This window comes from Bradyrhizobium sp. UFLA05-108, assembly GCF_059803455.1.
Map to the genome: position 1 here is coordinate 68,521 of NZ_JBANAZ010000012.1, position 24,147 is coordinate 92,667.

Annotated in this window: 21 protein-coding genes and 1 tRNA gene; 18 read left to right on the top strand and 4 right to left on the bottom strand. The window is 63.9% G+C overall.

All coding sequences use genetic code 11. The features are described 5' to 3' along the window. Positions 1 to 41 precede the first annotated feature (41 nt). The 9 genes from SO140_RS11730 to mctP all read left to right on the top strand — a co-directional run bounded on the left by SO140_RS11730 (position 42) and on the right by mctP (position 11,276). Positions 42 to 512, top strand: a complete 471-nt coding sequence (locus SO140_RS11730; RefSeq protein WP_449378197.1) for an aminoacyl-tRNA deacylase — start codon at positions 42 to 44, stop codon at positions 510 to 512. Between the two features lie 113 nt (positions 513 to 625). Next, positions 626 to 1,048 (top strand): CBS domain-containing protein, encoded by a 423-nt coding sequence (locus SO140_RS11735; RefSeq protein ID WP_449378198.1) that lies wholly within the window; start codon positions 626 to 628, stop codon positions 1,046 to 1,048. A gap of 70 nt (positions 1,049 to 1,118) precedes the next feature. Next, positions 1,119 to 5,933 (top strand): NAD-glutamate dehydrogenase, encoded by a 4,815-nt coding sequence (locus SO140_RS11740; RefSeq protein WP_449378199.1) that lies wholly within the window; start codon positions 1,119 to 1,121, stop codon positions 5,931 to 5,933. 26 nt (positions 5,934 to 5,959) lie between these two features. Continuing rightward, positions 5,960 to 6,295: a hypothetical protein gene (locus SO140_RS11745; protein ID WP_449378200.1), complete on the top strand. Its 336-nt coding sequence runs from the start codon at positions 5,960 to 5,962 to the stop codon at positions 6,293 to 6,295. Between the two features lie 114 nt (positions 6,296 to 6,409). Then, a complete protein-coding gene (locus SO140_RS11750) occupies positions 6,410 to 7,429 on the top strand; it encodes an alpha/beta hydrolase (protein WP_449378201.1) in 1,020 nt (339 codons plus the stop codon). Positions 7,430 to 7,600: 171 nt separating this feature from the next. After that, positions 7,601 to 8,164, top strand: coding sequence for a glycine-rich domain-containing protein (locus tag SO140_RS11755; RefSeq protein WP_449378202.1), 564 nt, complete (start codon positions 7,601 to 7,603; stop codon positions 8,162 to 8,164). Beyond that, entirely contained in the window at positions 8,161 to 8,982 is an 822-nt protein-coding gene (locus SO140_RS11760; RefSeq protein ID WP_449378203.1) for a TIGR04222 domain-containing membrane protein, read from the top strand. Before SO140_RS11755 ends, SO140_RS11760 begins: the two co-directional genes overlap by 4 nt. Before the next feature lie 422 nt (positions 8,983 to 9,404). Further along, positions 9,405 to 9,656 carry a DUF3311 domain-containing protein gene (locus SO140_RS11765; RefSeq protein ID WP_449378204.1) on the top strand — a complete coding sequence of 84 codons (252 nt, stop codon included), beginning with the start codon at positions 9,405 to 9,407 and terminating at the stop codon, positions 9,654 to 9,656. A 66-nt stretch (positions 9,657 to 9,722) separates the two neighbouring features. Continuing rightward, on the top strand, positions 9,723 to 11,276 hold the full coding sequence (gene mctP, locus SO140_RS11770; RefSeq protein WP_449378205.1) for a monocarboxylate uptake permease MctP: 1,554 nt from the start codon (positions 9,723 to 9,725) through the stop codon (positions 11,274 to 11,276). A gap of 58 nt (positions 11,277 to 11,334) precedes the next feature. On the opposite strand, the gene SO140_RS11775 is transcribed toward mctP, so the two are convergent. Then, complete coding sequence (locus SO140_RS11775) at positions 11,335 to 11,574, bottom strand: hypothetical protein (protein ID WP_449378206.1); 240 nt, start codon at positions 11,572 to 11,574, stop codon at positions 11,335 to 11,337. Between the two features lie 237 nt (positions 11,575 to 11,811). On the opposite strand from SO140_RS11775, the gene SO140_RS11780 reads away from it, so the two are divergent. After that, entirely contained in the window at positions 11,812 to 12,171 is a 360-nt protein-coding gene (locus tag SO140_RS11780) for a hypothetical protein (RefSeq protein WP_449378207.1), read from the top strand. A gap of 110 nt (positions 12,172 to 12,281) precedes the next feature. On the opposite strand, the gene SO140_RS11785 is transcribed toward SO140_RS11780, so the two are convergent. Beyond that, complete coding sequence (locus SO140_RS11785) at positions 12,282 to 12,656, bottom strand: hypothetical protein (protein WP_449378208.1); 375 nt, start codon at positions 12,654 to 12,656, stop codon at positions 12,282 to 12,284. Between the two features lie 525 nt (positions 12,657 to 13,181). On the opposite strand from SO140_RS11785, the gene SO140_RS11790 reads away from it, so the two are divergent. Both SO140_RS11790 and SO140_RS11795 read left to right on the top strand, forming a co-directional pair. Then, complete coding sequence (locus SO140_RS11790) at positions 13,182 to 13,640, top strand: hypothetical protein (protein WP_449378209.1); 459 nt, start codon at positions 13,182 to 13,184, stop codon at positions 13,638 to 13,640. A gap of 39 nt (positions 13,641 to 13,679) precedes the next feature. Further along, a complete protein-coding gene (locus tag SO140_RS11795) occupies positions 13,680 to 17,153 on the top strand; it encodes a DUF4132 domain-containing protein (RefSeq protein WP_449378210.1) in 3,474 nt (1,157 codons plus the stop codon). Between the two features lie 41 nt (positions 17,154 to 17,194). Here the strand turns inward: SO140_RS11795 and SO140_RS11800 are convergent. Beyond that, positions 17,195 to 17,271, bottom strand: a tRNA-Arg gene (locus SO140_RS11800). 287 nt (positions 17,272 to 17,558) lie between these two features. Beyond that, complete coding sequence (locus SO140_RS11805; protein WP_449378211.1) at positions 17,559 to 19,100, bottom strand: ATP-binding protein; 1,542 nt, start codon at positions 19,098 to 19,100, stop codon at positions 17,559 to 17,561. A 350-nt stretch (positions 19,101 to 19,450) separates the two neighbouring features. Between SO140_RS11805 and rpmH the strand changes: the two genes are divergently transcribed. From rpmH to argB, 6 genes are all read left to right on the top strand, one after another. After that, the gene (gene rpmH / locus SO140_RS11810) at positions 19,451 to 19,585 is read left to right on the top strand and encodes a 50S ribosomal protein L34 (protein WP_008542748.1); all 135 of its coding nucleotides are present in this window, start codon (positions 19,451 to 19,453) and stop codon (positions 19,583 to 19,585) included. A gap of 29 nt (positions 19,586 to 19,614) precedes the next feature. Beyond that, positions 19,615 to 19,992 carry a ribonuclease P protein component gene (gene rnpA, locus SO140_RS11815; protein ID WP_449378212.1) on the top strand — a complete coding sequence of 126 codons (378 nt, stop codon included), beginning with the start codon at positions 19,615 to 19,617 and terminating at the stop codon, positions 19,990 to 19,992. 16 nt (positions 19,993 to 20,008) lie between these two features. Beyond that, positions 20,009 to 21,862 (top strand): membrane protein insertase YidC, encoded by a 1,854-nt coding sequence (gene yidC, locus SO140_RS11820; protein WP_449378213.1) that lies wholly within the window; start codon positions 20,009 to 20,011, stop codon positions 21,860 to 21,862. A 138-nt stretch (positions 21,863 to 22,000) separates the two neighbouring features. Next, positions 22,001 to 22,654, top strand: a complete 654-nt coding sequence (gene yihA, locus SO140_RS11825; protein WP_449378214.1) for a ribosome biogenesis GTP-binding protein YihA/YsxC — start codon at positions 22,001 to 22,003, stop codon at positions 22,652 to 22,654. Continuing rightward, positions 22,654 to 23,022, top strand: a complete 369-nt coding sequence (locus SO140_RS11830) for a DUF423 domain-containing protein (protein WP_449378266.1) — start codon at positions 22,654 to 22,656, stop codon at positions 23,020 to 23,022. Before yihA ends, SO140_RS11830 begins: the two co-directional genes overlap by 1 nt. 108 nt (positions 23,023 to 23,130) lie before the next feature. Continuing rightward, positions 23,131 to 24,018, top strand: a complete 888-nt coding sequence (gene argB / locus SO140_RS11835; protein ID WP_449378215.1) for an acetylglutamate kinase — start codon at positions 23,131 to 23,133, stop codon at positions 24,016 to 24,018. Positions 24,019 to 24,147: the final 129 nt, after the last annotated feature.

Below are 24,147 nucleotides of genomic sequence, written 5' to 3' on the forward strand. Positions count from 1 at the left end.
GCCCACGGTGGACGGCTTGCATACCCATCGGAGAGCACGCCATGTCCATTGCTCCGACACTGCACCGATATCTCACCGCCGAGAAAATCCACTATGCCGAGATCCCGCACGATCTCACCATGTCATCGACGCGCACGGCGCAGGCCTGTCACGTGTCGGGCGATCGTCTCGCCAAGGCCGTCGTGTTGCGGCATGACGGCGGCTATATGCTCGCGGTCGTGCCGGCATCGCACCATCTCAACCTGCCGGACCTGAAGCAGAGGCTCGGGGAGGATCTCGCGATGGCCAACGAAACCGAGATCAATCGGATCTTCGCCGACTGCGCGCACGGAGCAGTGCCGGCCGTCGGCAGGTGCTACGGGCTCGATCTCATCGTCGATGACACCATCCAGGCCCAGCCCGAGGTCTATATCGAAGCCGGCGATCACGAGACGCTGCTCCAGCTGACGCATGCGCAGTTCGCGCGCCTGACGGCCAATGCGCCGCATGGACGCTTCAGCGTGCACGACTGACGCGGCGCGACGCGAGATGATCCACCGATGCGCCCTCGTCGCATCGCGCGTGCGGTCGCGCCCGGTTTGTTGTATAGTCACGCGACGGGGCTGCGTTCGCAACGGAGGTCCTCATGAAAGTCAGGGACGTGATGCACAAGGGCGTCGATTGGGTCAGCCCCGACACCCCGATCACCGAGATCGCGAAGTTGATGCAAGGGCACGACATCGGTTGCATTCCGATCGGTGAAGACGACCATCTGATCGGGATGGTGACCGATCGCGACATCGTCTGCAAAGGCCTTGCAATCAAGGACTTCAACGCCGCGCGCATGACAGCGCGGGACGTGATGACCGAAGGCATCCATTGCTGCCGGGAAGACGACGATCTGGCGAAGGCCGTGCATCACATGGAGACGCTGAAGATCCGCAGGCTGCCCGTGATCAACAGGAGCAAGCGGATGGTCGGCATGATCAGCCTGGGTGATGTCGGCCAATCCGCCACCACCGATCTGTTGACCCAATGCGTCAAGGGCGTGTCGGCCCATCACCATTGAGGCAACGCCGGCTCGGCCGGAGGGACGTCGATGGCTCCGTGCCCAAACGGCGCGGGCAAGGGAGGACATGATGGCGTGGCGCGACGACAAGGCCCGGGCGACCCTGATCCACGATGCGGCAGGAAGCATTCAGCCGGGCAAGAGCCCTCGGGCCTTTGCCGAGCTTCTGTTCGGCTACACCAATCTCGAGGACCTCGCCAATTACGATGCCTCCTCGCTGGCCCTGCTCGCGGAGCAAGCCTGGGAGCATGTGCAGCGACGCACGGCTGGCAGTGCCGATATCCGCGTCGTCAATCCGGCGATGCCGGACGGGCGCGAGATTTCCGTACTCGAAATTCTCAACGACAACATGCCCTTCCTGTTCGACTCCACCATGGCGGAGCTCACCGAGCAGGGCATCGAGGTCACCCTCGTCGCTCACCCGATCATCGCGGTGGAGCGCGATGACCAGGGCAAGCTCCTGCGTTTCTACGGTGAAGCATTGCCGGAAGGGGCAAGGGGCGCGCGCGAGAGCCTGATTCATCTCCACATCACCCGCCTGGATGCCGAGGCCGACCAGCAGAAGCTGATCGTCGGCCTCACCCGGACGTTGAACGACGTGCGCGCCTGCGTCACCGACTGGCGAGCCATGCGGGACCGCGTCGAGCAAGCGATCAAGACGTTCACGTCCAACCCGCCGCCGCTCCCAATCGACGAGGTCGCCGAGGCCAACCAATTCCTGCAATGGCTGTGTGCCGACAATTTCACGTTTCTGGGCGTGCGCGAATATCGCTTCTCGCCCGACAGCGATGCGTCGGATGACATCACGACTGGCGAAGGCCTCGGCATCCTGAGCGACCCCGATGCGAAGGTCCTGCGCCGCGGCAACGAAATGGTGGTGATGACGTCGGAGATTCGCGAGTTCATGCGCGAGCCTACCCTGCTCATCGTCATCAAGGCCAATGTCAGCAGCCGCGTCCATCGCCGCATCCGGATGGACTATGTCGGGATCAAGCTCTACACGCCCGACGGCCGGCTCGAGGGCGAGTTGCGCGTCGTCGGCCTGTTCACCTCGGGCGCCTATACGCGCTCCGTCCGACAGATCCCTTATGTTCGCCACAAGGTGTCGCGGGTGCTCCAACGCGCCGGCTTCGATCCGAGCGGCCATTCGGGCAAGGCGTTCATGCACATTCTCGAAGAGTATCCGCGTGACGAGCTGTTCCAGATCGACGTCGACACGCTCTACGATTTCGTCATGGAGATCCTGATCCTCTATGAGCGCCCCCGCGTCCGGGCGCTGGCTCGGGTCGACAAGTTCGATAGATTCGTCTCGATCCTGGTCTTCATTCCGCGCGACAAATACGACACCGACGTGCGCACGCGCGTCGCCAATTTCCTGGCGCAGGCCTACCGGGGGACCCTGTCGGCCTCCTACGTGTCCTTCCCCGAAGGCGCATTGGCGCGGGTCCACTACATCATCGGGCGCTATGAAGCGAAGACTCCCGCCGTCGAGCGCGCTACGCTGGAAGCCGGCATCAGCGCCATTGCCGCAACCTGGGCTGACAAGCTGAAGGCCGCGCTGACTGCGTCAACCGATGGCATGCGGGCGCGCATGCTCGCCAATCGCTATGCGCAGGCCTTTAGCGGCGGCTATGCCGAGGTATTCACGGCGGAACAATCGGTCGCCGACATCGCGACCATCGAAAGGCTGACGGCAGCCCGCCCGGTAACGATTTCGGTTCACCGCTTCGAGGGCAAGGACGATCCCAGGCGCTTCGGCCTGAAGGTGTTTTCGGACGCCGCGCCGCTGTCGCTGTCCTATCGGGTGCCGGTGATCGAAAATCACGGCCTGCGCGTGGTCAACGAGCGCACCTATCAGATCGTGCCCGGTAACAGGCCCGAACCGGTCTGGCTACACGACATGACGATCGAAACCAGCGACGGCAAGCCGATCGAGATCAGTCCGGAATTGAGCCATCGCCTGGAAGCATCGATCATGGCCGTTGTCAGCGATCGCGCTGAATCCGACGGATACAACGCCCTGATCGTGCGCACAGCCCTGGGCTGGCGGGAAGTCTCGAGTATCCGGGCACTGTCTCGCTATTTGCACCAGATTCGCGCTCCGTTCAGCCAGGACTATATGTGGGAGACCTTGCGCAAGAACGCCGCGATCACCGCCAACCTCGTCGCGCTGTTCCAGGCCCGCCTCGATCCGCGCCTCACCCTGACGGAGGCCGAGCGTGCGGCGCGCGAGACGACCCTGCTCGCAGAGATCGAGGAGCAGCTCAAATCCGTCGCCTCGCTCGATGAAGACCGCATCCTGCGTCGGTTCACCAATCTGGTGCAGTCGATCATCCGCACCAATTTGTGGCAGGTCGGCCAGGACGGACATCCGCGTCCGGTGATCTCATTCAAGTTCGACGCGCGCGGGATCGAGGACCTGCCGGCGCCGCGACCGCTGTACGAGATTTTCGTGCATTCACCCCGTGTCGAAGGCATTCACTTGCGCTTCGGCAAGGTTGCGCGGGGGGGACTGCGCTGGTCCGACCGGCCGCAGGATTTCCGCACCGAGATCCTGGGCCTTGTAAAGGCGCAGCAGGTCAAGAACGCCGTGATCGTGCCGGTCGGGGCCAAAGGCGGCTTCGTGCCCAAGCGCCTGCCCTCCCCCTCCAACCGCGACCACTTTATGGCCGAAGGCACGGAAGCCTATCGCATCTTCGTTCGCTCTCTGCTCGAACTGACGGACAACCTCGACGGCGACGACATCGTGCCGCCCGACTCGACCGTGCGGCATAACGGCGACGATCCCTATCTGGTCGTCGCCGCCGACAAGGGCACCGCCACCTTCTCCGATATCGCCAACGCGATCTCGGCCGAGAAGAATCATTGGCTCGGCGACGCCTTCGCCTCCGGTGGCAGCCAGGGCTACGACCACAAGAAGATGGGGATCACGGCGCGCGGCGCCTGGGAGGCGGTCAAGCGCCACTTCCGCGAGCTCGGCACCGACATTCAGACCATGCCATTCACCGTCGCCGGCGTCGGCGACATGTCCGGCGACGTCTTCGGCAACGGCATGCTGCTCTCGCCGGCGACGAAGCTCGTGGCGGCTTTCGATCACCGCGACATCTTCATCGATCCTTCGCCCGATCCGGCGACCAGCTTCGCCGAGCGCCAGCGCCTGTTCGACCTGCCGCGATCGAGCTGGCAGGACTACAACAAGTCGCTGATCTCGCAAGGCGGCGGTGTGTTCCCGCGCTCACTGAAGGCGATCCCGCTCGCACCGGAAGTGCGCGCCCTGCTCGATCTCGACAAGCCGCAGGCGACGCCTTTCGAAGTGATGACGGCAATCCTGAAAGCGCGCACGGACCTCCTTTGGTTTGGCGGCATCGGCACTTATATCCGCTCGTCCTCGGAAAGCGACGATCAGGCCGGCGACCGCGCCAATGATCCGATCCGCATCACCGGCACTGAGGTCCGCGCCCGGGTGATCGGCGAAGGCGCCAACCTCGGCGTCACCCAGCGCGGCCGCATCGAAGCGGCGCAGAAGGGCATCAAGCTCAACACCGACGCCATCGACAATTCGGCCGGCGTGAACACCTCCGACGTCGAGGTCAATATCAAGATTGCGCTGGCGCGCCCCGAGCGCGAGGGGCGCCTCAGCCCCGCCGACCGCAACAGCCTGCTTGCAGCGATGACCGACGAGGTCGGCGAACTGGTGCTGCGCAACAACTATCTGCAGACGCTGGCGCTCTCACTCGCAGAACGCAAGGGCGTGGCCGAGACCGGCTTCCTCACACGCCTGATGCAATCGCTCGAGCAGCGCGGTCTGCTCAGCCGCGCCGTGGAGTTCTTGCCGGACGATGCGGCGATCACCGAACGGGTGAGGCGCGGGCAGTCCCTGACACGGCCCGAACTTGCCGTGTTGCTCGCCTACGCCAAGCTGACGCTTTACGATGACCTGCTCGTGACCAGCGTGCCTGATGATCCCTATCTTGCCCGCGAACTGTCCCAGTATTTTCCGAGCGAGGTCCAGGACAAATTCCCGACAGCGGTCGAATTCCACCGCCTGCGACGGGAGATCATCGCGACCAGCCTCGCCAATGCCGTCATCAACCGCGGCGGCCCGGCATGCATGGTGCGCCTGATCGACGAGACCGATGCCGATATCCCTACCATCGTCATGGCCTATGTGGCGGTGGATGAATCCTACGGGCTCCAATGGCTCAATGACGCGATCGACAAGCTCGACGCCTGCATCGACGGGCAGTTGCAGCTGTCGCTCTACGCGACGATCCAGGACCTTCTGTTGTCCCGCATGGTCTGGTACGTGCGCAATGTCGATTTCAGGGATGGCCTGGAGGCGGTGATCGCACGTTTCGGGCCGGGCATCCGCGAGACCACGGCCTCCCTCGACAACTCGCTGCCGCCGGACTTGCAGGCCGTGCGCAGCAAGCGTCGGCAGGACCTCACTGAGGCCGGTGTCCCGGCCAGCCTTGCCAGCGAGCTCGCCGACCTCGACGCCCTGGTCGCGGCACCCGATATCGTGACGGTCGCCGAACGCACCAGCCGCGCCATCGGGGATGCCGCCGCGACCTTCTTCGCTGCGGAAGCCAATTTCCGTCTCGATCGCATCATCGCCGCCGCCCGCAGCGTCCCGGCCAACGATTATTTCGAACGCCTCGCCATCGACCGCGCCGTCGACCAGATCGCAGCGGCCGAAAGGCGACTGGCTGCGGATATGCTGGCGACCGGCCAGTCCGGCAAGCAAGCCGTCGAGATCTGGCTCACGGCTCACCCCGAAGCGACGCGCACCCGCCGCTCGGTCGAGGAGATCGCCGCCAGCGGCCTGACGCTCGCCAAGCTGACGGTGGCTGCGAACCTGCTGGGAGATCTGGTCAAGGGCTGACGCGCGCCCGCAAACGGAGGGACCCCATGATCCATGCGACTTGCCATACCGCCGACAACGTCGTCTGTCTCGAGTTCGATGCCACGCCCTGGTTCAGCGAGGCCGACGCTCCGAGCATCATCGATCTCGCCCGGCGCGAATGGACGAGTGCCGCAATTGCCGAGTCACTCGAACGCCGACGAGGATACGAAGGCTTGCATGACCTCATGGAATATGCGGCCAAGCGACTTCAAGAGGAGTCCCTGGAGGACCCGACCTGGGAAACCTTCGAGTGTGTCGTCGACGGACCGGACGCCATGGCATGGCTCGAGAAGAACCGGCCTGAAATTGTGGCACGAATTCCGCGTCGACGTCAGCGATAAGGTTTATCGGCTCTGATCGAAGCGGAACCGGGCTCGCCCTTTTCTCGCCGCCATCATCATTCACGGAGCTAGCGGAGCGGGGCAAACGGTGGGCAGTGTTCCCGAAGGTTCCGTGTGATCGTCCGACATCTTCTGCAACATGAAACTCACGTGTCGCGCCGCGCGCTCCTGCGAGGGTTCGCGTCCTTTGGCATCCTCGCACTCGGCGGATGCACGGGCTTGGGCGCGACGGGCGCTCGCTATGACGCGTCGTCGCTTTCCGTTGACCCCACTCTGCTCGTCACCACCACGCGCAAGCCCGTGAACGGCGGTCGCACGAAACCCTGGTTCGGGCCGGAGCGCGCGACCACAATGACGGTCGCACGGGCAAAGCTGGTGGCGCCGGACGAGAGCCGTCTTTCTCTCGCCGCGGTCGGACTTGGCGATTGGCGCCTTGACCGGGTCGAACCGGTGTCGGCCGACGCTGGCGATCTCCTTGCGCAGGCCGGCGGGGGAGGAGACGTGCTGATCTACGTGCACGGCTTCAAGCAGACATTCGAGACGGCGGCGCTCGATGCCGCCCATCTCTCCGATGGGATCAAGTTCCGCGGCCGGACCATGGTGTTCTCCTGGCCCTCCAAGGCAGGACTGTTCGACTATGCCTATGACCGCGACAGCGCGATGTGGTCGCGCGACGATTTTGAGCGCGTGCTCTCGTCCATCGTGTCGGCCCCAACCGGCGGCCGCGTGCACATCGTTGCGCACAGCATGGGGACCATGCTGACGCTCGAAAGCCTGCGTCAGCTCTATGCGCGATACGGCGATACGGTGACCAGCAAGATCGGCGCGATCGTGTTTGCCGCACCCGATATCGACATGGACGTGTTCTCGTCGGCGATCCAGCGCATGGGTCCGCTTGCCGGCAAGATCACCGTGATTGCCGCAACGAACGATCGCGCACTGGCGCTGTCGGGGCAAATCGCCGGCGGAATGACACGGGTCGGCGCCGCCGAGAAGGCCGCCATCGAGCGGCTTGGCGTGCGCGTGATCGACGCCTCGGACGCGGGCTGGGGTATCATCAACCACGATCTGTTTCTGTCGAACGCCGACGTGCAGCGGGTAATCCGTCGCTCGATCGACGGTACGGCCGCCTGAGAGCGCGCCTGCCGCTCCGCCTTTGGGCGAAAACACCTTGCAAGATGAACCACAGCGCAGCGTCGCACTCGGCTGCGCCGCTTGTGTCGCGGCCGGCTCGTCGCTCGACCGTCATCCCGTCCGCGCGATCCCATGCTATCATGCTGCGCGGAAATCCATCGGGAGCCTCGGTTGCAGCGCCAGCAGTTCAAAATCGTCATCCAGACGGGCGAGCCGGTCTGGACGCCGGCGCGCGAGGCGCTGTGGCGACGCATTGGGCAGCATGATTTCGAGCCCGACACGCCGCTGAACTTCACCCGGCGCCTCGCGCGCGACCACGGCTGGAGCGTGCAGGAAGCTCGCGCGGCCGTCGAGGCCTATCGCCGCTTCTGCTTTCTCGCCGTCGTCTCGCCGACGCCGGTCACGCCGAGCGAGATCGTCGACGAGGTCTGGCACCAGCATCTCGTCTATTCGCGCGACTATTGGACGATCTGGTGCGCCGAGAGGTTACAGGCCCCGCTGCACCATGATCCCACTCCCGGCGGGCCCGAGGCTCAGGTGACCTATCGCCGGCAATATGCCGAGACGCTCGCGCTGCATGAGCGCGTGTTCGGGCCGCCGAGCGCGGGGCTGTGGCCGGCGACACATCTGCGCTTCGGGCGCCAACGCTATCATGTGACGGACCGCCGCCGCTGGCTTATCATCCCCAGACCGATCGCATGGATTCGCGATCGATTGATGAGGACGAACAGATGACGTGGAATCCGCTGGACTGGACGGCTGGTCCCTTCCTGACTCTCTATCTGACCAGCGCAGCCATCATCTTCCTGCTGGGTTACCATTTCAGGTCGACGATCGGTCCCGCCGCGAACGCGACGCGCCAATTGAACGCGCTGGAGCTGGCCTATCTCGCCGGCGGCGCACGGCGCCTCGGCGATGTGATCCTGCTCAGCCTAACGTCGGGGCACGGCGCCACCATCGCCCAGAACGGTCGCACGATCACCGTCACCGACCAGACGCCGCTGACGACGATCGTGCGCAGGCCGGCATCGCTCGATATCCAGCCGGACATGTCGCGCCAGCAGTTCCAGACGGCGGTCAGGCCGATCGTCCAGCAGATTCAGGGGCGCCTGCAACAGCTCGGCTACACCCCGACCGACGCGCAGATGACGTCCTTCCATATGACGGTCCTCCCTTTCGTCGTGCTTCTTCTGGGTCTCGGAGCCATCAAGGCCGCCGTCGGCGCAGAGCGGCACCACCCGGTGGGGATCCTGATTGTCCTGCTCGTCGCCACAGTGATCGGGGGCATCATGCTGGCGAAGCGCCCCATACGGACGCGAGCCGGCCAAGAGGCCCTCGCAAGCTATCAGACCTCCAACGCGCGAGCCTCGCGCGCGCCGCGCGATCACGAGCTGCTGCTCGCCGTGGCGCTCTCGGGTGCCGTCGTCCTGTCGGGGACGCCCTACGCCCCCGTCTATGCCGCCTCGCAGACGATGAGCAGCAGTGGTGGCGATGGTGGCGGCGGCTGCGGTGGGGGCGGCGGAGGTGGCGGTGGATGCGGCGGCTGCAGTTGAGGGGGCGGCCGGAAAGCAAAACATCGAAAACAACCCCATGCAAAGTAGCCGGCGATTTGCCGCCGTGAGGCTTATGCACTCGGCTAAGTCATTTGAACATCAAACGAATCACGCGATTTCGGATAGAGCCTCAAGGAACGAAGTACCTTACGACCTCCTCCTGATGCACCCAACGCAACGGGCAGGTCATCGATCACGTCGCGCCACCTCCCGTTGGCGCTGGCGATCTCCGCGCGCTGAAGGCCCGCCATAACCGAAAGAAGATGGAACCCGGGAACACGTGATGCGTTACGACGACGCGGATGAGAAGGCCGCGTTGGAAGGTGACGAGATCCAGGCATCGCTGCCGGGATTCTCGCGATAGCTGCGCCACCTTCCGCATCATCGACCGGCATGGGCGCACCTCGGTGAAGGAGGGCTGCATGTCAAATGGCGTCGGTTCGAGATCTAGCATCCGGGAATCAGCCACCGGCCGGCAGGACGAAAAACGTACCGGATGGAGCTGGTGGTACCTGCTCCTCCTCATTCAATTCGTCGCCGTTCTCTGGCCGCCGTTCTACAACATGGCCGAGCCTGAGCTCATCGGCATCCCATTCTTCTACTGGTACCAGCTTCTCTGGGTCATCGTTGGAGCCATCCTGACCGCGATCGTCTATTTCGCGACGGAGGAATAGTCCGGTCGCGGGTGCAATCACGCGAGGGGAAACAATAACGCGGGAGGGCCAATCGGGAGGAATGCCGTGCAGGACGTCAACTGGACTGCCTTGATCATCTTCCTGGTGCTGTTTGCCCTGATCACGTGGCTCGGCTTCGCCGCGGCGCATTGGCGCAAGGGCGATCTCGATCAGTTGCACGAATGGGGGCTTGGCGGACGTCGCTTCGGCACGATCGTCACCTGGTTCCTGATCGGCGGCGACCTCTACACGGCCTACACCTTCATCGCCGTTCCGGCGCTGGCTTTCGGGGCCGGTGCGGTCGCCTTCTTTGCCGTCCCGTATACGATCATCGCGTATCCCATCCTCTTCCTGGTTTTTCCGCGGCTTTGGTACGTCTGCCACCGGCACAACTACATCACGGCCGCCGACTTCGTCCGCGGGCGCTTCGGCAATCGCTGGCTTGCACTGGCGATGGCGGTCACCGGCATCGTCGCGACATTGCCCTATATTGCGCTCCAGCTTGTCGGGCTTCAGGTCGTGATCGGAGGAATGGGCGTTTCCGGCGAGGGCTATAGTGGCGACCTGCCGTTGCTGTTCGCGTTCATCATCCTCGCCGCCTTCACCTATTCGAGCGGACTGCGGGCCCCCGCGTCAATCGCCATCGTCAAGGACATCCTGATCTACATCACGGCGTTCGCCACCATCGTCCTCGTTCCCATACAGCTAGGCGGCTTTGAGAAGATCTTCGCAGCCGTACCGGATTCGAAACTGCTGCTGGCTACGCCCGGCGCCAACACGACCGGCGCGTACGGCGCCTACGCGACGCTGGCGCTCGGATCGGCACTGGCGCTCTTCCTTTACCCTCATTCGATCACGGGCATCCTGAGCGCCAGCAGCGGACACGCCGTCAGGCGCAACGCGGCACTTTTGCCGGCCTATTCATTCATGCTTGGCCTGCTAGCGCTGGTCGGCTTCTTCGCCATTGCCGCAGGGGTCGGCAATCTTCCCGAATACGCGACCGGCTTCAAACAGTTCGGCAACAACTTTGCGGTGCCGGCCCTGTTCCTGCACAGCTTCCCGTCATGGTTCGTCGGCATCGCCTTTGCAGCCATCGGCATCGGAGCGCTCGTACCGGCCGCGATCATGTCGATCGCTGCCGCCAATCTCTACACGCGCAACATTCACCGCGAATTCATCAATGACGCGCCCACCGACAAGCAGGAAGCGCAGATGGCAAAGTTGGTGTCGCTCATCGTCAAGTTCGGCGCGCTGGCCTTCATCGTGTTCGTGCCGTCGAAATTTGCGATCTATCTGCAGCTCCTCGGTGGAATCTGGATCATCCAGACGCTGCCTGCCGTGATGCTCGGCGTCTACACGCGATGGTTCAACGATTGGGCACTCTTCGTCGGATGGGCCGCGGGAATTGTTGCCGGGACCGCGATGTTCGTCGCCGCGAACCTTACCCCGACCTATGCTCTTGCGGTAGGCGACTTCAGCTTTCCCGGCTATTCGGCGCTGTACGCCGTGGTTCTCAACCTCGTTCTGACACTCGTCCTCACGCCGCTGTTCAATCTCGTCAGCCGCACCTCGACCGATGAGACTCTCGCGACCGAGTATAGGGCGCCGTTGCGAACCTGAGAAAGATCGCAAGACGGAAAAGTGCACTGCGCACACCGATGCCGGATCACGTCACACGCTATGCCCGGCCCTTGATCTCATAGTGACCCGGCACGCATTTGTAGCGTTCGATCCGCCAGTTCGAATGATACAGCGGATGTTCACCCATCCACTTCGCAAGCGGCGCCTGCGCCCCCTTCATGCAGTCCTGAAACGTGATGTCGGGCGTCATGCTGCTGTCGGTCACGATCTCCTCGACGCAACTGCCCGCGGCGGCGCCGCCGAGGTGACAGAGAATTGCAACGACGGTCACGAACATTGCATCGCATCCCTTCCGGTTCGCCGGGCCGGCTGCGTGCACGATTGCAGCGTCCTCGCCCTTCAGCGGGGCCGATCTTACCGAGGGCTATCGACGCGTCATCCTACTTAGGTCCTGATCGTACTTTGGTCCTGATGCGGCTCCCTAGCCGCCCCGGACTACATATCGTTGTGCTCGATCAATTCAGGCTGGTTCCGCCGGGACAGAGAATCGGCTCTATTTGCATTGGAGACGAGTATGGCTCGAAATGGCTTGGTGCCGATGGCCGGCGTACGTGCGGCTCATCGGAGTGCGGCTCACAGAATCGTCTATCTGATCGTCGACAACGTCGTGGGATGGCCCGGCCGCGCACGCCTGAAGCTCGAGGTCGAACGATCCGATCTCGAAACCATGATCGCCAGCCTTGTCGACGGTCACTTCAATGATCCGGTCCGCATCATTGCCTTCGACCCGAACGCCCACTTGTCGAAGGACATCTCGAGAGAGCTCGCGGAGGAAATCCAGACACGTTGCGACATCGATGCCGTGCCGGTGCCGGAGCACATCCAGCGCTTCGTCAGATGCCACATGACCGCTCCCGCAGCGATCGCTCATTGATCTCGGCGCAGGGATGTCACGAATCGTCTTATCCGGCGAACAGCGTCCAGATCGCCAAGAACTGCAGTCAGCAGCTTAGCGAGGTCTTTGCGAACCAATTCCTGGCGCAATTAGTTCTTGGCGTTCCGCGTCTTGCTCGCTCCTCTGAGCGGGACCGCCGGTGATGGAGCCGGATTGTCCCAGCCCGCCATCTGCAGACAGGTGAGCAGATCGACATAACTTTGTATTCCCCCTTGCGAAGCCTCGCCTTCGCAAGTGTCACGCATCGGAGCAGGAACGGTCAGCCAGGTCTTACTCAGCTGTTGCTGTGCGAGTGTCTCGTCACGCATGCATTCGCCGGCGTCCTGCGCCAGGGCGAGCCCCGACGCCTTGTCGTCGGCAGAAACGTCCCTGCAAAGAGCTTCCACGTTCAGGATGGGCACGCGGTCTGAAATCAGGACCGCAGGGTGGCCAAGAAGCGATAATGCCAGCAGCGCTGCTTTCATCGGATCCTCCCCTTTTGAATTGGATTGGACGGGGCAGCTCGCGGAAACTTAGACCTGATTTATTTCCGGCTGGCTTCGTCTGGCCGAGAAAGGGTTTCGCTCTTGGGGCGTGCGCAATCTTGCCCGTGCGCCCTCCTCGCGACGCTTACGGTAATGGCGCAGAACAGCGCTTGAAATTGCTAGCAGAAATGGCGCGCCACGGCCGATAAAGATGGGCACTACTGCTTCGCCGCGGCGCTATGATGCTGCGGCCGCCAAGACGATCCAGACAGCGGCGCCTCTCCGGCGGCGACAGCCTTCAAGAAATTGAATTTGGGCTCGTAGGGGTCACGCATCTAGCGATGCGTGGCACGGCTCCACACAACCTTCAAGCTGGGAACGATTCGGACGTCCGACCTTCAGCATTTGACCCGCATGCTTAATCCAAAATTGAGCATAACATCTCCATCCCAACCGAGCGCATTTTCAGAATCGTAATCCCCGTTAGGTCATTCTACCTGCGCGAGCGTGCCGGGAGAGCGATGCATGAGTGCGGTGCTGGACATCTATGACGAGCAGCGGCCCGGCGCCGAGCGCCAGTTGCGCCACCGGCTCGAATTGCCGGCCGAACGAATGACGGCCCGCGACCTGATCCGCTGCCGCATCGAGGCGGACCTGGCCATCCATAATGCCGTTGAACGCGCGCGCCTTGACGGGACGATCGCCGCCCAGGACGCCGACCGCGACGCGCGCAACAAATGGCTGGTCGCGCCCGGCGGGGTCGAGCGAGCGTTGAACGGCCCGCGCGCATATGGTCCGGGTGTCAAACGCCTGCGCCCGATCAAGAGCGAAACCTTGATCGCGGTCGCGCTCAAGGCGTTCGCGAGCAACGGCTTCTTCATGATCTTCGACGGCCGTCAGATCGTCGACCTCGACGAGGTTCTGACCGTCAAGGAGGACAGCGCCGTGACCTTCCTGCGGCTCGTGCCGCTGGTCGGCGGCTGAGGATTTCAACGCACGTTAGAGTTTGAAGGAGCATGATGCATGGCGCTGCTCGACTTGTTCACCACCACGAAGGTCCGTACCCTCGAGGATTGGTCGCCGGATGTCCCTCGCTCGCGCATCGACATGAACGCGCTGATCGCCGACATGCGGCGGTCGGGCGTCGCAGCGCTCGATGCCTTTCTGGCCGAGTGCCTCGACACCGATCGCAGTTCCCATGATATCGACTACTGTCGGCCGGCGCAGATCGTCGGCGAGCTACCCACGAGCGACCGGCTGCGGTTCGTCGCACGCGCGGCGCAGACCTCGGCGGTCATCACGTATATCAACGCGACATCGCCTGAAACGATTCAAGCGGCCAAAGCCAAGATCTGGGCGACCCTGCTCGATCGCGCCGTTTGGTCAATCGAGAACTCGAAGATCCAGCTCGACGATGAGGCAGTTGCCGCTTTGGCGCGCGCCGCACGCATCCACTTACCGGTGCCTGGGACGTGTCATCCCATGCACCTTGCCAAGTTCCTTGTTGGCTGCACGCCCGAGCCGATGAGCCACGCGCAGCGACGAGCACTCGCCGAGGCCGCCGACGCGATCGATGGCTTTGCGTGGGAGTCCCATCGTTATGGCATCGCCTTCAACGCCGTCGAGCCCTTGTATCAACGGCTCGGGCGCAATTTTTCCGAAAGCGCCCTTTTTCAGCGCGAGGAGCGGGCAAAGGATACGTCGCGCCTGGCCGTCGCCCATGTTTGCGAGGAGACAAGTCCAACGCTCAAGGCATTGATCGAGGCGCTCTGCGAGAGAGCCCCGCAAGAGGTGCAGAAGTCTCTCGCAGCGGAGATATTGGCTTTTTCCCCACCCGCGAAGGGGGAAGCACTTGCCATGATTGTCGAGGTAGATCGCCGCAAGGAGGCGCTGGTAGCAGGAAAAGTCGCGAAATTCCCTCCTTACAGCGAGTATTCGAGTATCACAGGCATTGGCAACATTTCCTGCAACTTATCGGGTCCAATTCCGGATCTGGTCGGTCAGCTTCTCAGGACCAAGGTCGTCGCCGGCGACGCGGCGGCTGCCGCGTTGCTCATCGCGATGCCAACCGCAAACGTGATGCAGGACCTTCGGGTCATCAACATTGCGATTGCGACGATGAAGGCGGAACCCGCGCCGCAAACCAGACAGGCCGCCGTCGCATGTCTTGCGTGGATCGCGAAGCACGACGGGGTTTGGGCGGCCGACAAGTCTTTTCGCGCCCAGGCTGCGCACCGCCTCAAGGCCGCGCTCGACAACACCGGCGCCGCAGCGGGCGCCAAGGCTACAGCCGAGGGGCCGTTGCCGCCGCGCCCCATACTGAACGGATGGGCCAACGCCGTTGCATTCGAAAAGGAGCTGACGACCTACTACGGCAATCTCAACGACTTGCGAAAATGTGCGCCGCAGGAGTTCGCCTTCATCGAGGACTATCTGAAGGGACCTGAGCAACCCACAACGCGATTTAAGGTCACGGAGGGGATGACACAGGAAGGGTTTGCCGAAGAGTGGGCGATAAGCCACTGGCATACGAACAGACGCCAGTTCCCAGAAGCGCTCATGGAGCGGATGCGAAAGGCCGCACAGGCGCCCGCGGAATTTCATGCGGCGTGGAAGGCGCTGCATGGTCACGCCTACGAACTCGAGGGCAAGAGCGCGCCGTCGGACAAGTGGATGAAGGCCGCGCGCCCGTCTATCGCGAGCTTGAGTCCGGAGCAGCGGACCGCGTTTCTGACCACGGTGCTCGACATCCTCACGCCGGCGATGGGATTTCCGACCGACAATCTGGCACGCGCGGTCGTCTACCTCTCGGCCGACTGTGCAGCCGATGCTGTCGGACCGTTCCTGACACGCTACGCGCAGAACGTTTGCTTCGATGCCGTTCCCGGCTGGGGCATGCGCAACGAGCGCCTCGGCAACGCCTGCCTGTGGGCCTTGATCCACCTCAAGGAGGGTGGCGGCGTGCCTTATCTGGCCCGGCTGCTGACGCGCATAAAATATCCGAAGGTGAAAAAGCGTATCGAGGCGGCGCTGAACGAAGCGGCGGCCGAAGCGGGCATCGCCCGCAGCGAGCTCGACGAGCTGTCGATCCCGACGCATGACCTTAACGCGCGCGGCGCCGCCGAGATCGCGGTCGGTGAAGGCGCGGCGCTGCTGGCGATCGCGGGCACGGCCTCGATCGACGTGACGTGGCGCGCGGCGAACGGGAAAGTGTCCAAATCCGTCCCGGCCGCGCTCAAGGAGCACAAGGACGCGATCAAGTCGGTCAAGGCGCTTGCCAAGGAGATCGAGGCTGATCTGGCCGTTCAGCCTCCACGCCTGCAACGCTTGTGGCTCGATGACCGGCGCTGGACGGCCGAGATCTGGCGGCAGCGTTACGCGGAGCATCCCTTGCTCGGCGCGCTGAGCCGCCGGTTGATCTGGAACGTGCACCACGGAGACGGCCGGGTCGCTGCCATATGGTCAGATGACGGCATGACCGACGTGAGCGGCAAGCCGGTTTCGATCGACGGCGCGGAGATCACGCTCTGGCATCCGATCGGCTGTGCGGTCGAGGAGGTGATGGCATGGCGGGAGAAGCTCCGTGCACTGGATATCACGCAGCCGTTCAAGCAGGCGCACCGGGAAGTGTATCTCGTCACCGACGCCGAACGGCGTACCGGCGCCTACTCGAACCGCTTTGCCGGGCACATCGTCAAGCAGCACCAGCTCATGGCGCTGGCGCGCCTCAATGGCTGGATGATCACGCATCGTATCTGGGCCGACAGGCCCAACGACGAGCCGACGCACATCGTGCTGCCGCGGCAGGGTCTCGTCGCGGAATTCTGGACGGCGGGCGCCGGCGGCGATGATCCCGAGGTCAGCGAGTCGCAGGCTTATCTCTATCTGACGACCGATCAGCTCCGCTTCTACCGGATCGCAGATCCCGCCAAGCCGGTCGTCGCATCGGCGCGCGGCCCGGAAAGGGGAGCAGTCGTCAATATCGAGGACGTCCCGCCGCTCGCATTGTCCGAGGTGATGCGCCATTGCGACCTGTTCGTCGGCGTCGCCTCCGTCGCGAACGACCCCTATTGGGCCGATGGCGGCCAAGCCGCGGAACATCCCAACCAGTGGCGCCGCACGGTCGGCACCGCGTACTGGCGGAGGCAGGCTTTCGGCGATCTCAGCGCGATGGCCGAGACGCGCCTTGCTCTGTTGACGGCGCTTCTGCCGAGTCTAGCCATCGGCAAGGTCTCCCGCATCGTCGACGGCAAATATCTGCGCGTCGAGGGCAAGCGGCGCGCCTACAAGATTCATCTTGGCTCCGGCAGCATCCTCATGGAGCCGAACGACCGGTATCTGTGCATCGTCCCGGCGTCGGCGGCGTGGGCCGGGGCCGAGGTGCGCCTGCCGTTCGAGGGCGACAACATGCTGTCGATCATCCTGTCAAAGGCGGCCATGCTCGCCGACGATGACAAGATCACCGACGCCAGCATCCTGAGCCAGCTCGAACGGTGAACGCGGACGGCAGGTTTTGAGTGACCGGCTTTGCTGCGAAATGGCGCGCCCGGAACGATTCGAACGTCCGACCCTCAGATTCGTAGTCTGATGCTCTATCCAGCTGAGCTACGGGCGCGTGTTTCGCAAACAGCTGTGCGGGCGAGGCCCGCACGCAGCCTCCGGACGGAGCCGGAGGGGGTGCGAAAGAGCGCTCTGACTAGCCGCTCTTGTCCCGGTTGGCAAGGTCTGGGAGGGCGGTATTTGGGGCATTTGCGCCTCCCCACGATGTCATTCCGGGGCGATGCGGAGCATCAAGCCCGGAATCCAGAGGTTTTGGCGCGAGATTCCGGGTTCTCGCTACGCGAGCCCCGGAATGACGCGTGGGTGCTCGGAAACGCGGCGCCGGTCGGCCGCTGGCCGACCTTACGCCCTCGCCCGCTCGTTGCGAATGGAGAGGAGTTCCACGGGGCGGTCGGGGATCACGATCCGGAAGGTGGCGCCGATGGTGCCCTCGACGAGGTGAATGTCGCCGCCATGGGCGCGGACGAGCTCGGCGGCGATCGCGAGCCCAAGACCACTGCCGCCGGGGCGGCCCGAGGTCTGGAACGCCTCGAACAGGTGCTCCCGGGTCTTTGTCGGCACGCCGGGGCCGGTGTCGGAAACTTCCAGAATCGCGACCGCACCCTCGCGCTTGCCGGTGATCCGGATCTGCTGCGGGCTGGTCGCGCTCGCGGCGTGGGTTTCCAGCGCCTGCGCCGCGTTGCGGACGAGGTTGAGCAGCACGCGGAACAGCTGGTCGGGGTCGGCATCGATCGACAGCCCGCGCTCGATTGCGGCAACCCAGGTGATCGAGGCATCGGAGCCAAGGCCCGCGGTCTCGCGCACCTCCACGACCACCGGCTCGATCAAAATCAGGCGGCGATCGGGCGCGGCCTCCTGGGCGCGGCCGTAGGACAGGGTCGACTGGCAGAACGCGATGGCGCGCTCGAGCGAGCGCACGAGCTTGGGCGCAAAGCGCTGCACCCGCGGATCGGGCACGCTCGCAAGCTGGTCGGACAACAGCTGCGCTGAGGCCAGCAGGTTGCGCAAATCGTGGTTGATCTTGGAGACGGCAAGGCCAAGCGCCGCGAGCCGGCTCTTCTGATGCAGCATCGACATCAGGTCGCGCTGCATGTCCGACAGCTCGCGCTCGGCAACCCCGATCTCGTCGCCGCGCTGGCTCGGCACGATGATTCCCGCCGAGCTCTCGGGGTTTTCATGGAAGCCCACCAGGCTCGCGGTCAGCCGCCGCATCGGCCGCACGAACAGATAGTGGAGCGCGAGATAGACGAGGCCCGCGGTCAGGACCGCGATGAACAGGGCGACGACCACGACGTTGCGGGAGAAGCGGTACATCGCCTGCCGCAGCGGCAATTCATCGGTGACGACCTCGATGAACTGCGCATTGCCGCTCGCCGGGCCGACGATGCGGATGGCCTGGTTGCCGGTCTCCAGCATCATCTGGAAGGAGCCGGTGATCGCCTGCCATGCCGTCATCTCGCGCAGGTCGATGTCGTGCTCGATCGCGGCAGGCAAGTCGGCGCTGGCGAGCAGACGGCGCTGCTGGCCCATCTTGATCGCGACCGCGCGCGCATTGATGCTCCTGAGAATCTGCCGCGACAGCGAGTCCGGGACCATGCCGAGCGGCGCGGCGTCGAGCACCAGCGCTGCGGTGTTCGCCGCGGCGACGCGGTCGTTCAGCCGGTTGACCCAGAAGTTGGCGATCGCGGGCACGTAGAGCATGCTCGCCGCGATCATCACGAGGGGGACGGTCAGCAGCAGCAGCTTGCCGGACAGGCCGAGCCGGCGCGGGGCACGCGGCCGCACCGCCGCCGGGTCAGGCGGCCCCATGGATTCCAGGTCTTGGCGCCCTAGGTCCTGGCGCTCCAAGCCCCTTTGGGCGGGCTGAAGGTCTGTCGCTGACACGAATATCGCCTTCGTTGGCCTCGACTCGCGGAGGATGCGGCCCCTGACACCGGTCGGTCAAATTACGGATCGCTAATCTGCCAACGTAGGATGTAGGCGCGGAAACTGCGAGTCGCTACCTCCACTGGGAAAAACCCCGCGGAAACAGCGATATTCGCCAATTGGACCCGCCGCGCAGCGTTGACGAAAAGGGGACGCTCCCTTATAAGCCGCGCCGAATTGTCCGCGATGACCCGGTGTGACACCGGGAGCGGCTCTTTTGGGGCCGGAAAGGGCCCGCTTTGGGCCGCATCTTTCGGACGTATCCATCAATTCCAAAGGCAAATTGCCCGGTCAGCGGAGAACAACCCGTGAAGCGGACTTATCAACCCAGCAAACTGGTGCGCAAGCGCCGTCACGGCTTCCGTGCCCGCCTCGCCACCGCCGGCGGCCGCAAGGTCCTCGCCGCCCGGAGAGCCCGCGGCCGCAAGCGTCTGAGCGCCTGAGCCGGACTGGCCCTTTTTGGGATTTCATCATGGATCGGCTGAGGCAGCGGGCGGATTTCCTCGCCGTTGCCAATGGCGCGCGGGTGAACAGGCCCGCGTTCGTCCTGCAAAGCCGTTGCCGCGATGACGCCGGCCCGATCAGGGTCGGCTTTACCGTTACCAAAAAAAACGGCACTGCCACCGAGCGCAATCGCATCCGGCGCAGGCTTCGCGAACTGGTGAAGCGCTGCGACCCAGTGTCGATGCACCCCCACCATGATTATGTGCTAGTCGGCCGCAGGGACGCGCTCACGCGCGACTTCGCGGTCATGCTCGACGACCTCCGCGCGGCGTTCGCCCAATCGCAGCGCCCGGCGTCGAAGGGACGTGGGCAGAAGCCCTCACTCACGGGCCGCAAACCGGACTGATGACGAGAATCCAGAGATGACCGACAATCGCAACACCATCATCGCCGTCATTCTGTCCGGCCTGGTGCTGATCGCCTGGCAGTATTTCTACAACGTGCCGCAGATGGAGAAGCAGCGCGCGCAGCAGCAGGCTCAGGCCGAGCTCCAGAAGAGCACGCCGCAGCCGACAGCCACCGCGACGCCCGGCGCCACGCCGCAAGCCGGCAACGCAGGCCAGCCGTCGGCGGCGCCGGCCGCGAACCAGCAGGCCCAGCCGGTCGTTGCCCGCGACACCGCGCTTGCCGCAGCCCCGCGCGTGAAGATCGACACGCCGCGGCTTGCCGGCAGCGTTTCGCTGAAGGGCGGACGCATCGACGACCTTGCGCTGGTGCAATACCGCGAAACGGTCGATCCGAGTTCGCCGCCGATCGTCCTCTATTCGCCCTCGGGCACGGCGGAACCCTATTACGCCGAGTTCGGCTGGGTGCCGGCGACGGGTGTCACGGCCAAGCTGCCGGACGCCCAGACCATCTGGCAGCAGGACGGCAGCGGCAGCCTGACGCCGTCGACGCCGGTGGTGCTGAAATGGGACAATGGCGAGGGCCTCAGCTTCCGCCGCACCATCTCGGTCGACGACCACTATCTCTTCACCATCAAGGACGAGGTGAGCAACGTCGGCAATGCGCCGGTCACGCTCTATCCTTTCGCCCTGATCTCGCGCCACGGCACGCCGCAGGTCTCGGGCTACTACATCCTGCATGAAGGCCTGATCGGCTATCTCGGCGACCAGGGCTTGCAGGAATACGCCTACAAGAAGATCGACGAAGCCAAGCAGGTGAACTTCAAGGCCACCAACGGCTGGCTCGGCATGACCGACAAGTACTGGGCCTCGGCGCTGTTGCCCGACACCAATGCCCAGCTCCAGGCCCGTTTCTCGTCGAACCCCACCGGCAATTTGCACACCTACCAGACCGACTATCTGCTCGATCCCGTCACGGTCGCGATCGGCGGCACCGCGACGGCCAATGCGCGGCTGTTTGCGGGCGCCAAGGAAGCCGGCGTCGTCGGCGTGTTCCCGTTCGCCGGGCTCGGCGGCTACAATAAGGATCTCGGCCTGAACCATTTCGATCTGTTGATCGACTGGGGCTGGTTCTACTTCATCACCAAGCCGATGTTCCTGGGGCTCGACTTCTTCTACCGCTTCTTCGGCAATTTCGGCATCTCGATCCTGCTCGTGACCGTGATCGTGAAGCTGCTGTTCTTCCCGCTGGCGAACAAGTCCTACGCCTCGATGGCGAAGATGAAGTCGATCCAGCCGCAGCTTCAGGCGCTCCGCGAGCGCTATCCCGACGACAAGGTGAAGCAGCAGCAGGAGATGATGGAGATCTACCGCAAGGAGAAGATCAATCCGGTCGCCGGCTGTCTTCCCGTGGTGATCCAGATCCCGGTGTTCTTCTCGCTCTACAAGGTGCTGTTCGTCACCATCGAGATGCGGCACGCGCATTTCTACGGCTGGATCAAGGACCTCTCGGCGCCGGATCCGACCAATTTGTTCACGCTGTTCGGGCTGATCCCGTTCGATCCGACCACGATCCCGGTGTTCGGCCACTATCTCGCGCTCGGCGTCTGGCCGATCATCATGGGCATCACGATGTGGTTCCAGATGAAGCTCAACCCGACGCCGCCGGATCCGACGCAGAAGATCATCTTCGACTGGATGCCGCTGATCTTCACCTTCATGCTGGCGGGCTTCCCCGCGGGCCTCGTGATCTACTGGGCCTGGAACAACATGCTCTCGGTGATCCAGCAGAGCTTCATCATGCGCCGCAACGGCGTGAAGGTGGAGCTGTTCGACAATCTCAAGGCGACGTTCGCAAAGAAGGCGACGTAGCCACAACTTCGAACCTCATCCTGAGGAGCGGCCGCAAGGCCGCGTCTCGAAGGATGGCCACGGGCACCGGGGTCTTCATGGTTCGAGACGGCGCTTGACGCGCCTCCTCACCATGAGGGACTAGCACTGGGCCGTGGCATGAGTGACGACATCGACGACAGGCTGATCGAAGCGGGGCGAAAGCTGTTCGCGCGCGAGTGGCGGTTCGTGTGGGCGTCGCCCTCGATTCAAACGCTGCCACCGATGGCGGGGCTGGAGGTCGCCTTTGCCGGACGCTCCAATGTCGGCAAGTCCAGCCTGATCAACGCGCTGACCGGCCGCAACAATCTCGCGCGCACCTCGCATACGCCAGGGCGGACGCAGGAGCTGATCTTCTTCGAGGGCCCCGACAACACCGGCCTGCGGCTCGTCGACATGCCCGGCTATGGCTATGCCAAGGCGCCGAAGACGCAAGTCGCATCCTGGACCGACCTGATTCACAAATTCCTGCTCGGCCGCGCGTCACTGGCGCGCGTCTACGTGCTGATCGACGCGCGGCATGGCCTCAAGGATGTCGATCTCGAAATCCTGAAGACGCTCGATCGCTCGGCCGTCAGCTACCAGATCGTGCTCACCAAGGCCGATCAGGTGAAGGCTTCCGAGCTTGGCAGCCGCATCACCGAGACCGAAGCGGCGCTGGCAAAGCACCCGGCCGCGTTTCCCAACGTGCTCGCGACCTCCTCGCGCAGCTCGACCGGCATGGAGAGCTTGCGCGCCGCGATGGCGCGGCTCTTGGAAGAGCGGGCATCGTGATGCCACGATTGTTGCGCCTGCCGATCGTCCTTGCCGGCCTGATGGGCGCGGCCGGCGTAGCGCTGGCGGCAGCCGCCGCCCATGGCGACGCCGCGGGCCGGCTTGGCCCGGCAAGCGCCATGCTGCTGTTTCATGCAACCATCATATTTGCCACCGTCGCACTGATCGCGCACGGCCTTCTGCACGGCGAAATTGGTCTTGTCGCAGCGTTCGGCTTCGTAATCGGGGCAGGATTGTTCGCGGGCGACCTCACCGTGCGCCAATATGCCGGCCACGGACTGTTTCCTTATGCCGCGCCGACCGGCGGCACGCTGTTGATTGCGAGCTGGCTGGCGGTGAGCGTCGCTTCGATGTGGCCAAGGAAGTAACGCTTCAACTTACCCTCCCCTGAAGAGGGAGGGTAGGAACATCGCTTTGCGTGAACGCCGCCAATCGGATAGAACGCGGCCGACAGTCCCGCCAGCGAGATCCGCCCCATGACCGACATCTCTCCGCTCGACCAGGCCCGCATCCTGTCCGAAGCGCTGCCGCACATGCAGCAGTACGACGAGGAAACCATCGTCATCAAGTATGGCGGCCATGCCATGGGCGACGAGGAGACCGCGAAGAATTTTGCCCGCGACATCGTGCTGCTCGAGCAGACTGCCATCAATCCGGTGGTCGTGCATGGCGGCGGGCCGCAGATCGCGACCATGCTCAAGCGCCTCGGCATCGTCTCCGAATTCGCCGCCGGCCTGCGCATCACCGATGCCGCGACCATCGAGATCGTCGAGATGGTACTGGCCGGCTCCGTCAACAAGCAGATCGTCGGCTACATCAACGAAGCTGGCGGCAAGGCCGTGGGGCTGTCCGGCAAGGACGGCAACATGGTGAAGGCGTCGAAGACGACGCGCACCATCATCGATCCGGACTCGCATATCGAGAAGGCGGTCGATCTCGGCTTCGTCGGCGACCCCGAGAAGGTCGACCTCACGCTGCTCAATCAGCTGATCGGCTACGAGCTGATCCCGGTGCTGGCGCCGCTCGCGACCTCCAAGGAAGGCCTGACGCTGAACGTCAACGCCGACACCTTTGCAGGGGCCGTCGCCGGCGCGCTGAAGGCAAAACGTCTGCTGCTGCTCACCGACGTGCCGGGCGTGCTCGACAAGTCGAAGAAGCTGATCCCGCAACTCTCCGTCAAGGACGCGCGGAAGCTGATCGCCGACGGCACCATTTCCGGCGGCATGATCCCGAAGGTCGAGACTTGCATCTATGCGCTCGAACAGGGCGTGCAGGGCGTCGTCATCATCGACGGCAAGATGCAGCACGCGGTGCTGCTCGAGCTCTTCACCAACCAGGGCACGGGAACGCTGATCCACAAGTGATGGACGAGCGGCAAAAGAGAGACGTCATGGCCGGGCTTGTCCCGGCCATCCACGACCTTTCGGCCCATACAAAGAACGTGGATGCCCGGGACAAGCCCGGGCATGACGAGCAGAGAACGAGGCGGCACG

Coding starts and splice junctions, on each gene's coding strand:
- SO140_RS11730 (WP_449378197.1), top strand. CDS start 42: ATGTCCATTGCTCCGACACTGCACCGATATCTCACCGCCGAGAAAATC.
- SO140_RS11735 (WP_449378198.1), top strand. CDS start 626: ATGAAAGTCAGGGACGTGATGCACAAGGGCGTCGATTGGGTCAGCCCC.
- SO140_RS11740 (WP_449378199.1), top strand. CDS start 1,119: ATGGCGTGGCGCGACGACAAGGCCCGGGCGACCCTGATCCACGATGCG.
- SO140_RS11745 (WP_449378200.1), top strand. CDS start 5,960: ATGATCCATGCGACTTGCCATACCGCCGACAACGTCGTCTGTCTCGAG.
- SO140_RS11760 (WP_449378203.1), top strand. CDS start 8,161: ATGACGTGGAATCCGCTGGACTGGACGGCTGGTCCCTTCCTGACTCTC.
- SO140_RS11765 (WP_449378204.1), top strand. CDS start 9,405: ATGTCAAATGGCGTCGGTTCGAGATCTAGCATCCGGGAATCAGCCACC.
- SO140_RS11775 (WP_449378206.1), bottom strand. CDS start 11,574: ATGTTCGTGACCGTCGTTGCAATTCTCTGTCACCTCGGCGGCGCCGCC.
- SO140_RS11780 (WP_449378207.1), top strand. CDS start 11,812: ATGGCTCGAAATGGCTTGGTGCCGATGGCCGGCGTACGTGCGGCTCAT.
- SO140_RS11785 (WP_449378208.1), bottom strand. CDS start 12,656: ATGAAAGCAGCGCTGCTGGCATTATCGCTTCTTGGCCACCCTGCGGTC.
- SO140_RS11790 (WP_449378209.1), top strand. CDS start 13,182: ATGAGTGCGGTGCTGGACATCTATGACGAGCAGCGGCCCGGCGCCGAG.
- SO140_RS11795 (WP_449378210.1), top strand. CDS start 13,680: ATGGCGCTGCTCGACTTGTTCACCACCACGAAGGTCCGTACCCTCGAG.
- rnpA (WP_449378212.1), top strand. CDS start 19,615: ATGGATCGGCTGAGGCAGCGGGCGGATTTCCTCGCCGTTGCCAATGGC.
- yidC (WP_449378213.1), top strand. CDS start 20,009: ATGACCGACAATCGCAACACCATCATCGCCGTCATTCTGTCCGGCCTG.
- yihA (WP_449378214.1), top strand. CDS start 22,001: ATGAGTGACGACATCGACGACAGGCTGATCGAAGCGGGGCGAAAGCTG.
- SO140_RS11830 (WP_449378266.1), top strand. CDS start 22,654: ATGCCACGATTGTTGCGCCTGCCGATCGTCCTTGCCGGCCTGATGGGC.
- argB (WP_449378215.1), top strand. CDS start 23,131: ATGACCGACATCTCTCCGCTCGACCAGGCCCGCATCCTGTCCGAAGCG.